Genomic DNA, 12,265 nt, shown 5'->3' with positions numbered 1-12,265 from the left:
ACTGCAATAAACCAAAGTTGCAAAACGCAAATGATAAACTTTCTAGATATATCTTACTTAAAAAGTGGAAATCAAAGGCAGCAAGAAGCTTATCATGCTTTAGTTAACAATCAGGTGTTAGAAAAACTGCAAAGCTTCAGCCCTATTCTGGTTGGTACCATTCCGATTAACATCGATATCGAAAGCAGCGATTTAGATATTATTTGCTTTGTAAAAGATAGAAACGATTTCATTGAAACTTTAGCAAGGTGTTTCAATAAAGAAAAAGATTTTAACCTTTCAGAAAATCCAACGTTAAATTCCATTAAAGCCAATTTCTTTATAGATGATTTTGAGTTCGAAATATTCGGACAAAACATTCCAACGCAACAACAAAACGCTTATCGACACATGCTCATTGAATATCAATTACTTTTAGAAAAGGGTGAAAGTTTTAGACAACAGGTTATTGAACTTAAAAAACAAGGTTTTAAAACCGAATCAGCTTTTGCAAAGTTGTTGGGTTTAGGTGGAAATCCTTATGAGGAACTTTTGAAGTTGGAATTAAGTGGAAATTAGCCCAAACCTGTAACGGTAAAACGTGGCGGTAAAGCAAAATGCTCAAACTTTCCAAAATACTTTTTACAATTGAAATTCAAACCACACAAGTCTCTAGCAATACATCTTCGTTAACCTTAAATCCGGCCTAACAAATTTTTCGGCATAGCTTATCCAAGCCCCACCACTAACTTCAAAAGAAAAATTTTCAGCCGGTGTTTTTTGTTTCTTTTTGACATCAAAAAGAAAGACGCCCGTCCGGCCAGGACAAAAAACAAATAATAAACTTTTTAGAGCATCAACGTAATGGAGTAATCTATGCTATAGATACTCAAGTTTCAAAGATTTCTCTAGTACGGTCGAAATGACGATTACATCATAAACGGACTAGTCACGATAATTAATCCTTAAACATTAAACAAATCAGATAGCCAACAAAATAAGCTAACAAATCATAAACCGAAAAATACGTTCCGAGCACGATGCTCCAAAGCTTATTATCCTGTAAACCTAACCAATCAACATAATGAACTAATTGCAAAAATTCAATAACAAAGGAAAAAATTAATACGCCTAACGCAAGCCTTTTATTGTTTGTTTTAAGGAATATCCTAAGGAAAGCATACATTAAAACTACCACTAAAACATCGCCACCAAACGGACGGATATAGGCATCGTCCACATACTTCGCAATCAAAACTTCAATGATAAAAATGGCAAAGAAGATGAGAAGAAACTTTAAGTTGAACGTTAATTTCATCTCCAAATATATCAAATGAAATACCGTCATTTCGAGCGAAGCCGAGAAATCTTTTGCAATCTTTGTATAGAGAGATTGCTTCGTACCTCGCAATGACGTAGTTGATTATAAATAAAAAAGCCTCAACAAAATGTTAAGGCTTTATATTTTAAGATAATTAAAGACTTAAACGCCTAATAGCAATCTCGCTGGGTCTTCTAATAATTGTTTAACACGAACTAAGAAACCAACCGACTCGCGTCCGTCAATAATTCTGTGGTCGTAAGATAAAGCAACATACATCATCGGACGAATCACAACCTCACCTTTCTCTGCAATTGGACGCTCAACAATGTTGTGCATACCTAAAATAGCCGATTGTGGTGCGTTAATAATCGGCGTAGACATCATCGAACCAAACACACCACCATTTGTGATTGTGAATGTTCCACCTGTCATTTCTTCGATAGTTAGTTTACCATCACGAGCTTTTAAAGCCAAAGCTAAAACAGATTTTTCAATCTCAGCTAAGCTCATGCTTTCTGCATTGCGAATAACCGGAACCACTAATCCTTTTGGAGCAGAAACGGCGATAGAAACATCAGCAAAGTTATTGTAAACAATTTCTTCGCCATCAATACGAGCATTTACAGCTGGAAAATCTTTCAAAGCCTCAGTTACAGCTTTAGTAAAGAAACTCATAAAACCTAAACCAACACCATGTTTCTCTTTGAAAGAATCTTTGTATTTACCGCGTAAATCCATAATTGGTTTCATGTTAACTTCGTTGAAAGTAGTTAACATCGCGGTTTCATTTTTAACAGAAACTAAACGTTTTGCAACGGTTTTACGCAAAGGCGACATTTTCTCACGACGCTCAGAACGTGCACCCGCAGGCGCAGCAGCAACTGGAGCCGCAGCTGCTTTTGGAGCCTCTGCTTTTTTACCAGCTTCTGCTTTTACAGCATCATCTTTGGTAATGCGACCATCAACACCAGTACCTTTTACAGCACCAGCTTCAATACCTTTTTCTGCAAGAATTTTACCAGCAGCAGGCGATGGAGTGCCCGTTGCGTAACTTTCGCCAGATTTTTCTGCAACAGGTGCAGAAGTCTTATCTTCAGCAACAACCGCTTTTTCTTCAGTTTTAGGAGCTTCAGCTTTTGCAGGTGCTGCGCCACCATCTTCAATTTTACAAACTACTGCGCCAATTGCTAAAGTATCGCCTTCGGCAGCTATGGTTATTAAAGTTCCAGCCTGCTCTGCTGTTAATTCAAATGTAGCCTTGTCTGATTCTAATTCAGCAATAACTTCATCCATCTCAACAACATCGCCATCTTGTTTTAACCACTGTGATAAAACAACTTCGGTAATCGACTCACCAACTGGTGGAACTTTTATCTCTAAACTCATAATGTTTAATATTCTATTTTTTGTTGTTATATGTTTTAAAGTTGCAAAGTTGGAATGTTTTGGGCGCAAACCCTCTACCTTAAACCTTGAAACTCTTTACCTCAAATTAATCGGCCTCTGCCATTTTTTTTGTCGCTTTTTTAGTTGCTTCTTGCACTTCCTCTTTTTTAACAGGAAGTTCTAAAGCTTTTGCTAAAATATAAGCTTGTTGGTTGGCATGTTGTTTCGCAAAACCAGTTGCTGTACTGCTGCTTTCTTTTCTAGAAATTACATCAATACCTTTTAAACCTGTTTTATATAATTTGCGGAATAAATACGGCCATGCGCCCATGTTTTCTGGCTCTTCCTGTACCCAGAAAATTTCATCTGCATTTTTGTATTTAGTTTTAATCGCTTCCATTTGGTCAACAGGCGTTGGATATAATTGTTCAACACGTACAATTGCTACATGTTTAACTTTATCTGCCTGTTGTTTTTCAAGCAATTCGTAATAAATTTTACCGCTACAGAAAACCACTCGAGTTACATCTGCAACTTTAACATTTACATCATCAATTACTTCTTTAAAGCCACCTTCGGTAAATTCGTCTATTTTAGATACGCAAGCCGGATGGCGTAATAAGCTTTTAGGTGAAAATACAACCAATGGTTTACGGAAATCGCGTTTAAACTGGCGACGTAAAACGTGGAAGAAGTTTGCCGGAGTTGAGCAATTCACAACTTGCATGTTGTAATCTGCACAAAGCTCCATAAAACGCTCAATACGTGCCGATGAATGCTCTGGTCCCTGACCTTCGTAACCGTGAGGTAGTAACATCACCAAACCATTTTCACGTTGCCATTTTGTTTCTGCACTCGCAACATATTGGTCGATTACAATTTGTGCTCCATTAAAGAAATCTCCAAACTGCGCTTCCCAAATGGTTAAAGCATTCGGATTAGCCATCGCATAACCATATTCGAAACCTAAAACACCATATTCTGATAAATGCGAATTATAAATATCGAAGGGTGCTTGTTGGTCTGAAATGTTCGATAACGGTACATATTCTTCCTCGCTATCTTCCAAAGTTAATACCGCATGGCGATGAGAGAACGTACCACGCTCCACATCCTGACCGCTTAAACGTACACGTTTACCTTCTGATAATAATGTACCATAAGCCAATTGCTCGCCCATTGCCCAATCGAAAACATTGGTTTCATTAACCATTTTCGTACGCTCAGCAAATAATTTTTCAATTTTCTTGAAGAACTTTTTGTTTGATGGCAAAGTGGTAATTCGTTTACCGATTTCTAAAAGCGTTGCTTTTTTTACTGCTGTAACGGGCGATTTTTCAAAATCTTTTGGTGTAGCCATACGCAAATCTGCCCATGCACCACCAAATTTAACTTCAGTATCTCCTGCAACAAACTCTTTAGCTTCGTTTAAGCGCTCTTGTAAAATTCCGCGGAAATCTTTTTCCAGTTCTTTTGCCAAGCCTGCCTCCAACTTGCCCTCTTTAGTTAATTGCTCTATATAAATTTCCCTAGGGTTGGGGTGTTTTTCAATTGTTTTGTATAATAAAGGCTGCGTGAATTTTGGCTCATCAGACTCATTGTGGCCGAAACGACGGTAACATAAAATATCGATAAAAACATCGTTTTTATATTTCTGGCGATATTCCATTGCCAAATTAATTGCATAAACCAAAGCTTCAGGATCATCACCATTCACATGGAAAACCGGCGATAAAGTTACTTTCGCAATATCTGTACAATAGGTACTTGTACGGGCATCTTTATAATTTGTAGTGAAACCGATTTGATTATTAATTACCAAATGGATAGTACCACCCGTCTTGTAACCATCTAAACCAGCCATTTGTATTACTTCATAAACAATACCCTGACCAGCAACTGAAGCATCACCGTGAATCAAAATTGGTGCTAAACGACTGTTATCACCACCGTATTTAAAATCAATTTTTGAACGGCTCATGCCTTCTACCACACCGTCAACAGTTTCTAAATGCGATGGATTTGGGCAAAGGCTTAAGTGAACACTTTTGCCTGCAACCGTAGTTACATCGGTAGAATAACCCAGGTGATACTTAACATCACCACCAAATGGTGTGTCTGGATTATAGCTTTTACCTTCAAATTCGGTAAAAATATCTTTATAGGTTTTTTGCATGATGTTGGCCAACACGTTCAAGCGACCGCGGTGTGCCATACCAATTACAAATTCTTCGATTCCTAAATCTGCACCTTTTTCAATTACTGAATCTAATGCCGGAATTAAAGCCTCTGCGCCTTCTAAAGAGAAACGCTTCTGACCTAAGAATTTTGTACCCAAAAAGTTTTCGAAACTTACGGCTTCGTTTAATTTTCTAAGGATACGTTTCTTCTCTTCTATAGAGAAGTTAGGTGTATTACGTGCACTCTCCATTTTGCCTTGAATCCAATTCAAAACTTCTGGTGTACGTAAAAATTTAAACTCAGCCCCGATAGAGCTGGCATAAGTTTGCTTTAAAAAAGCAACAATGTCTTTCAATTTTGAAGCACCGATACCAATCTCAACACCAGAGTTAAAAACGGTTTCTAAATCGGCATCAGATAAACCAAAATTTTCTAAGTCTAAAGATGGTAAATGCTTGCGTCTTTCGCGGACCGGATTTGTGTGTGTAAACAAGTGACCGCGACTTCTGTAACCATCAATCAAATTTAAAACACTAACCTCTTTTAAAAATTGCTCTGGCGTTTCTGCAGTTACTGCTGTGGCTTCAGAGCCTCTTCCAAAATCAAAACCTTCAAAAAACTTTTGCCAACCAAATTCAACTGATTCAGGATCCTGCTGATACGACTGATATAAAGAATCTATATATTCGGCGTTTGCGCCATTAAGATAAGATAAACTACCCATTATTAACTGTTTACTATAAGCACTACAAAATTAGAATTTTACCTTATATAATTGGTAAAAAAGTCGATTAAAATGAGATTTATTAAATAAAGATTTATTTTCTCTGATTGGATTAAATTTGGATTAGAGAATGAGCCACTGGCAGATAAATTCAATCTATCAAACTTAAAAACTCGATCAATATTTACGAAGCCCAAGTGAGCGCATAATTTCCTTTCGGATCAAGATTTTTAAGGTTCTTATCGAAATCAAAAACACTTTTAGATTTTTGATCGTTACCAACACCAGCCATGTTTGCCCAATTACCCCAATTACTTGCCGGATTATAATCAATCAACTTTTCTTCGAAATATGCGGCACCTAAAACCCAGCTAACTTCCAAATTATTAATTAAGTAAAGCGCAGCAGTTTGACGGGCAACGTTTGAAATGTAACCAGTTTGATTTAGCTCCGTCATCACAGCATCAACAATTGCAAAACCGGTTTGTCCGTTTTTCCAATTCTGAAGATTTTCTGTGGTATTTGCTTCATCAACAATGCCCTGACTACCAAATCCATTAGGTTTGAAAAAATTATTACCGTACTTCTTAAACATAAAGCGGAAATAATCTCTCCAGAGCAAGCCCAACAAAACATGGTTAAACATGGCTTTTGTATTCGGAAAGCTTTCCATCTTTTTAATTTCCCAGTAAACTTTTCTAGGCGATAAACAGCCCATTGCCAACCATGCAGAAAGTTTAGAGGCCAGAATTAAATTTTTGGTAGTTGCTGCCTGCTGCATGGCAACCGTAACTTTTTGCAAATTTGCCAAACCCTCGGCTTCGCCACCAGCGTATTCAAAATCAGAGCGATTATCCTTTTTATGGATACTCAAGCCTAAATCAGCTAAAGTTGGAATATTACCCCAATCAATAACTTCGGCTACGTTGACTCTATCGGGTGCAGCAAAACAAGGTTTAATAATTGCATCCCGCTCTATTTTCTTTTTAAATTGATTAAATGCATCAGGAATATCTTTTATCGGGAAGGGTAAATCTTCTTTATTGTAAAGTGTATGGCCGATAAAATGTTTTAAATTGATGCGCAGTTTCCAAAGTTCGTTTTCTAACTGACCTGAAATTTGTGTTTCTTCTTCGGCTACCTCCCGGTGATGATACACCTCATTTATTTCATATTCTTGCACCAAAGCAGGAATAATATCTTCTGGCTTACCATTGGCAACAAGTAAATTCCCTCCAATTTGTTTTAAAGAATTTCTTAGTGCCAAAACACTTTCCAGAATAAACTGCGCTCTGATGCTTCCAGTTTTTTGTGTACCATATTTGGTTTCACCGAAAGAACGAGAATCAAAAATATAAACGGGTAAAATTGAATCTGATTTAGCGATTGCCTCAACCAACATCTCGTTATCGTGAAGTCGAAGATCATTTCTAAACCAGACTAAAATTTTTTTAGACATCCTTATTGTAGAAATAGTATGATGAGCGTAATTACAAATTTATCTTATTTTTTCTCCGCATCAAAACCCTGCCGAATTCTTTACAAAAGCACAACAAAATAAAATTTGCTTATGGAAAAGCATCCAACAGAACATCATTCCAATGAAATTATAAAACACATCGCAATATGAAACGAATTTTAATTACCCTATTATTTCCACTTAGTGTTTTTGCACAACAGCAAATAAAAACAAAGGCAGCCTTGGAAAGTGTAACCGTTTATAACAACGGCGCACAACTTACGCATACTGGTAAGGTTAATCTTCCGCTCGGGACATCAGAAATTGTGATTAATAATATTTCAGGTCGAGTTAACGAAAGTTCAATTCAAGCTAGCGTTTCTGCGGGTGTAACCATTTTGGCTGTACAGTTTAACCGAGATTTTCTAAACTCGGATGCCTCAAATCCTGAAATAAAGCTTCTAAATGATAGCATTAAAATCGTAACCACAGCGCTTTCTAAAACCAAAAATGCAAAAACCATCGAAGAGCAAACTTTAGTTTTACTTGATGAAAACAGAAAATCTGGCGGCACAAGCACAGGCACTAATGTTACCGAACTGGTAAAACTTGCAGAATATTATCGCACAAAAAGCACCGAAGTACGTAATGCAATTTTGGCAATTACCGCTACAGAAGAAAAGCAGACTAAAATACTGAACGCATTGCAACAACAGTTAGCGGAGTTACGCAATAATCCAAATCAACAATTAGGGCAACTGGTTTTACAACTTATGGCCAAAGAAAATATTAACGCCAATTATAATGTTTCTTATGTTACACCAAGCGCAACTTGGTCTGCCAGTTACGATATCAAAGCGGCTAACACTTCTAATCCGTTAAGCATAGTGTATAAAGGCGCAATTATCCAAAACACGGGTTTAGATTGGAAAAAAGTTAGGCTTTCTTTATCAACCGGAAACCCAAATTATAATATTACTGCACCAACTTTAAACCCTTGGTTTGTTTCAACTAATCAACCTCAAATCCGTATAAGAGGTATGGCATCGCCGGTTGCTAATGAACAAATGCTTAACGATGTAGTAGTTGTGGGTTATGGCAAAGCGGAGAAAAAAGCAGTAGCTGCATCTGTTTCTACAGTTAACAATTATACATCAGTAAATGAAACACAGCTTGGCGTCACATTCGATATTGATATTCCATATGATATTAATAGTGACAATAAACCACACACGGTATCCTTTAAGGAATATGATGTACCCGCAAAATATAAATATTATGCTGCACCTCGAATTAGTAACGATGCATATTTACTAGCTGATGTTTTAGATTGGGAAAAGCTTAATCTGCAAGCCGGTAACGCTAATATTATTTTTGAGGGCACTTACACTGGCAAATCATTTATAAACCCAGCTAACTTAGCTGACACCCTAAGCTTAAGCATGGGTAAAGACAAGAAAATTTTAATTACAAAAGAAAAACAAGAAGATTTTAGCAGCACTAAAGTTATTGGAAGCAACAAAAAGCAGGTTTTTACCTATTTGATTAAAATCAGAAATACCAAAAAAGAATCTGTAGAATTAGCTTTAAAAGATCAATATCCAATTTCTACGCAGAGCGATATAGAGGTAGAACTTTTAGAAAGTAGCAAAGCTGAAGTAAATAAAGAAACAGGAATGCTGAGCTGGAATTTAACGCTTGCACCAAACGAAACCAGAACCATTAAATTAAGCTATTCAGTTAAGGCTCCAAAAAATAAGGTAGTTGCAGGGCTTTGATTTTTGCCCTAAAACGTTTCTAATCAAGTCGTCATTCCCTATTTAATAGGGAATCAAAAAGCATTTTTTATCTCACTTTTGCTTTTTATTAGTCGTTAAAGGAGTGATGACTTGATAATATTATAATTGACTATAGATTATCACTATATATTGATTTAAATATATCAAAAAGCAGCACGCTAATCATTAGCTTAAGATTCCCGCATACACGGGAATGACGGCTTGGTGAGTGTAATTACGTGTAAAAATCGAATGGTTGTGAAAAAAAAACATTGAAATCGAATTTTAAAATAGAGTTGCACCTAAAAACCCTTTTGTATCTTTACTGTTGTTAAAATATGGCAAAAAAGATATTAATAACTGGCGCAAGTGGCTTAGTAGGTTCTGCATTAAAAAAAGAACTTTTAGGCAAAGGCTATGAAGTAAATACTTTATCCAGAACACCTAAAAATGAAACGAATGCTTATAAATGGGATGTTTACAAAGGCGAAATTGACAGTCATTGCTTGGATGGTGTGGATGCTATAATTCATTTAGCTGGTGAAGGAGTTGCCGACAAAAAGTGGACTGAAGAAAGAAAGCAGCAAATTATTGATAGCAGGGTAAAATCGACAGCACTATTATATAAAACGATTGCTACTCACAAAAATCATCAAATCAAAACTTTCATTTCATCATCTGCAGTGGGTTATTATGGCGATTGTGGTGATGAAATTTTGACTGAAGAAAGCCCAAATGGATTTGGATTTTTGGCAAAATGCTGCTACCTGTGGGAGCAATCGGTTGATGAAGGCAAAAAGCACAGCTTAAGAGTTGTGAAAATTAGAACAGGCATTGTACTAAGCAAAGATGGTGGTGCACTGCCTCAGCTTGCTTTACCTGTTAATTTTTTTGCCGGGGCACCAATAGGAACCGGCAAACAATGGGTGCCATGGTTACATATTGATGATATGGTTTCGATTTATGTTGAAGCCTTGGAAAACATTGAAATGGAGGGAAGTTATAATGCTTGCGCTCCTTTTCCTGTAACGAATAAAGGCCTGACTAAAGCCATAGCTAAAGAATTAAACCGACCAGTTTGGCCGATTAATGTTCCTAAAAAAGTTTTGGAAATTGTAATGGGAGAAAGAACTGAAGCCATAATTATGAGCAACAATACATCCGCTCAGAAACTTTTGGATATTGGTTATATTTTTAAATTTACCCAACTTCAAGATGCCCTAAAAAACATCTATAAAGGTTAATTTTATCCCCAAAGAAAAAGTTTAGTTATAATGAAGAAACCCGTTAACATTTGTTGGTTACGTAGAGATTTGAGATTAGAAGACAATGCTGCTTTGTATCATGCTTTAAGGAGTGAAAATCCGGTTCTTCTGCTATTCATTTTTGATAAGAATATTTTAGATGAGCTGCCTAAAAATGATGCAAGAGTTAGCTTTATTTTTCAAACATTAGAGGATATCAAAAGCGAACTTCAAACGGAACACTCTGATATTTTAATAGAATATGGCAAACCTGAAAAAATATGGCCTAAAATTTTAAAAGATTATGAGGTTAAGGAAGTTTACACCAACCATGATTATGAACCATATGCAAAAGAGCGTGATGATAGTGTTGCAGAATTTTTAACAAGCGAGAAGATTCTTTTTAAAACCTATAAAGACCAGGTAATTTTCGAAAGAAATGAAATTTTAAAGGCCGATAAAACACCATACACTGTATTTACGCCTTATTACAAACAATGGCAAGCGAAAATTAAAGAATTCTACTATAAGGAATATCCCACAAAAAAATACTTTAAAAATCTTTTTCAAACTACTCACTTACCAATGCCATCAATTAAACATATGGGCTTTGAGAAAAGCGAGCAAAAATTTCCTGCCTTAAGTTATAAATCCAAACTTGATGATTATGCAAAGCAACGGGATTTTCCTGCAGTAAATGGCACTACCCACATTGGCTTGCATTTACGTTTTGGCACTTTAAGCATCAGGAAAGCCGTTGCCGACGCCATTGAAGCAAAATCTAATGTTTGGTTATCTGAATTGGCTTGGCGGGAATTTTACATGATGATTCTTTGGCATTTCCCATATGCCGGCTTCGATTCTTTTAAAAAGCAGTACGATAAAATTAAATGGCGAAATAACGAAGAAGAATTTAAAATGTGGTGCAAAGGTGAAACCGGATATCCGTTAGTAGATGCCGGTATGCGACAACTAAATGAAACTGGTTGGATGCATAATCGGGTTAGAATGGTTGTTGCAAGTTTTTTATCTAAACATTTATTGATAGACTGGCGTTGGGGTGAAGCTTACTTTGCTGAAAAACTGCTTGATTATGAAATGGCAAGTAATGTTGGTGGCTGGCAATGGGCAGCAGGTTCTGGTAATGATGCAGCACCTTATTTCAGGGTTTTTAATCCTGAATTGCAGGCTAAAAGATTTGACCCGAAATTTGAATACATAAAGAAATGGGTGCCCGAATTTGGAACAAAAAAATATGCCCAACCAATAGTTGAGCATACATTTGCACGAGAAAGAGTGCTTAAAGTTTTTAAAGATGCATTATCTTAATTCGTAACGCTTACAATTTCAATATCAAAATCTAAGGCCTCACCATTTGTTAAATCAGAAGGTAAAATTAAACGTAGTTTACCGCCTGCTGTAACTTTTCCGGGCAATATCAATTGCCAGCCTTTGTATAATGAATTAAGTACAGCACTAAAACTTCCATCAGTATTGGATTCAAGAACAGAACCATCCAAATATCTAACGGTATATTTTGCAACAATTGTTGAATTTGTATTAATTATATCGGTTCCAGTACCAGGAGTTATTATGTTATAACGTGCACGAGATGGATCTTTTATTACTGTTAAATTATTATTTGAAACAAACTTATTAATCTCGAATTCATCAACTTCATGTTTTTTTGATAAATTGTAAATACCTAAATCAACAATAATATTTTCATTTGAGCCAACATTTATTGCAGTTAAACCATTTCTACCAAAAGCTAAATTTGATGGTAAAATTAAAGTTGCAGTTCCACCTTTTTTCAGTTTAGATAAAACTTCTCTCACAGGAGTGAACATATAACTAGTTCCTCCAATTGTAAATCTATCTGTATAGCCCAAGAAAGTTCCTGGTATTCTATATTCAGAAGTATTATTTAATACAGTTCCATTGAACAATCTAAATTTGTATGAGTAAAAAATAGAATCGGGATTTTTTAAGTCGCTTCCTATTCCTGGGGTAATTATGTTATAATAGTAACCGGTAACATCTTTTGTCATGGTTAAATTATTCTGCTTAATGTAAGTTTGTATAACATTGTCATCAACAACCTGAATCGAATCATATTGTTTCTCACAAGCAGTAAATAATACAGCCGCTAATAAAACAAGAAGGCTGATTTTTGTGAAGTTTTTCATT

At 36.0% G+C, this 12,265-nt stretch carries 9 protein-coding genes; 4 read left to right on the top strand and 5 right to left on the bottom strand.

The window, feature by feature from the left end; translation table 11 throughout:
- The first annotated feature begins 30 nt into the window (after positions 1-30).
- The gene (locus tag QWY86_RS00645) at positions 31-558 is read left to right on the top strand and encodes a DUF4269 domain-containing protein (protein WP_290237550.1); all 528 of its coding nucleotides are present in this window, start codon (positions 31-33) and stop codon (positions 556-558) included.
- Between the two features lie 379 nt (positions 559-937).
- On the opposite strand, the gene QWY86_RS00640 is transcribed toward QWY86_RS00645, so the two are convergent.
- The 4 genes from QWY86_RS00640 to QWY86_RS00625 form a co-directional block, all read right to left on the bottom strand.
- The gene (locus QWY86_RS00640; protein WP_290237548.1) at positions 938-1,297 is read right to left on the bottom strand and encodes a ribosomal maturation YjgA family protein; all 360 of its coding nucleotides are present in this window, start codon (positions 1,295-1,297) and stop codon (positions 938-940) included.
- Between the two features lie 165 nt (positions 1,298-1,462).
- Positions 1,463-2,689 (bottom strand): 2-oxoglutarate dehydrogenase complex dihydrolipoyllysine-residue succinyltransferase, encoded by a 1,227-nt coding sequence (gene odhB / locus QWY86_RS00635; RefSeq protein WP_290237546.1) that lies wholly within the window; start codon positions 2,687-2,689, stop codon positions 1,463-1,465.
- A 106-nt stretch (positions 2,690-2,795) separates the two neighbouring features.
- Positions 2,796-5,594, bottom strand: coding sequence for a 2-oxoglutarate dehydrogenase E1 component (locus QWY86_RS00630; protein WP_290237544.1), 2,799 nt, complete (start codon positions 5,592-5,594; stop codon positions 2,796-2,798).
- A gap of 184 nt (positions 5,595-5,778) precedes the next feature.
- On the bottom strand, positions 5,779-7,053 hold the full coding sequence (locus QWY86_RS00625) for a DASH family cryptochrome (protein WP_290237542.1): 1,275 nt from the start codon (positions 7,051-7,053) through the stop codon (positions 5,779-5,781).
- Between the two features lie 167 nt (positions 7,054-7,220).
- On the opposite strand from QWY86_RS00625, the gene QWY86_RS00620 reads away from it, so the two are divergent.
- The 3 genes from QWY86_RS00620 (at position 7,221) to QWY86_RS00610 (ending at position 11,404) form a co-directional block, all read left to right on the top strand.
- Complete coding sequence (locus QWY86_RS00620) at positions 7,221-8,831, top strand: DUF4139 domain-containing protein (protein ID WP_290237540.1); 1,611 nt, start codon at positions 7,221-7,223, stop codon at positions 8,829-8,831.
- A gap of 338 nt (positions 8,832-9,169) precedes the next feature.
- Complete coding sequence (locus tag QWY86_RS00615; RefSeq protein ID WP_290237538.1) at positions 9,170-10,075, top strand: TIGR01777 family oxidoreductase; 906 nt, start codon at positions 9,170-9,172, stop codon at positions 10,073-10,075.
- A 30-nt stretch (positions 10,076-10,105) separates the two neighbouring features.
- On the top strand, positions 10,106-11,404 hold the full coding sequence (locus QWY86_RS00610; protein WP_290237535.1) for a cryptochrome/photolyase family protein: 1,299 nt from the start codon (positions 10,106-10,108) through the stop codon (positions 11,402-11,404).
- Here QWY86_RS00610 and QWY86_RS00605 read toward each other — a convergent pair.
- A complete protein-coding gene (locus QWY86_RS00605; RefSeq protein ID WP_290237533.1) occupies positions 11,401-12,264 on the bottom strand; it encodes an FKBP-type peptidyl-prolyl cis-trans isomerase in 864 nt (287 codons plus the stop codon). The genes QWY86_RS00610 and QWY86_RS00605 overlap by 4 nt on opposite strands.
- Between the last annotated feature and the right edge of the window lies 1 nt (position 12,265).

It is taken from the genome of Pedobacter aquatilis (genome assembly GCF_030409415.1).
Taxonomy (GTDB): domain Bacteria; phylum Bacteroidota; class Bacteroidia; order Sphingobacteriales; family Sphingobacteriaceae; genus Pedobacter; species Pedobacter aquatilis.
This window is presented reverse-complemented; position numbering and strand designations above follow the sequence as displayed.

Coding starts and splice junctions, on each gene's coding strand:
- QWY86_RS00645 (WP_290237550.1), top strand. CDS start 31: ATGATAAACTTTCTAGATATATCTTACTTAAAAAGTGGAAATCAAAGG.
- QWY86_RS00640 (WP_290237548.1), bottom strand. CDS start 1,297: ATGAAATTAACGTTCAACTTAAAGTTTCTTCTCATCTTCTTTGCCATT.
- odhB (WP_290237546.1), bottom strand. CDS start 2,689: ATGAGTTTAGAGATAAAAGTTCCACCAGTTGGTGAGTCGATTACCGAA.
- QWY86_RS00630 (WP_290237544.1), bottom strand. CDS start 5,594: ATGGGTAGTTTATCTTATCTTAATGGCGCAAACGCCGAATATATAGAT.
- QWY86_RS00625 (WP_290237542.1), bottom strand. CDS start 7,053: ATGTCTAAAAAAATTTTAGTCTGGTTTAGAAATGATCTTCGACTTCAC.
- QWY86_RS00620 (WP_290237540.1), top strand. CDS start 7,221: ATGAAACGAATTTTAATTACCCTATTATTTCCACTTAGTGTTTTTGCA.
- QWY86_RS00615 (WP_290237538.1), top strand. CDS start 9,170: ATGGCAAAAAAGATATTAATAACTGGCGCAAGTGGCTTAGTAGGTTCT.
- QWY86_RS00610 (WP_290237535.1), top strand. CDS start 10,106: ATGAAGAAACCCGTTAACATTTGTTGGTTACGTAGAGATTTGAGATTA.
- QWY86_RS00605 (WP_290237533.1), bottom strand. CDS start 12,264: ATGAAAAACTTCACAAAAATCAGCCTTCTTGTTTTATTAGCGGCTGTA.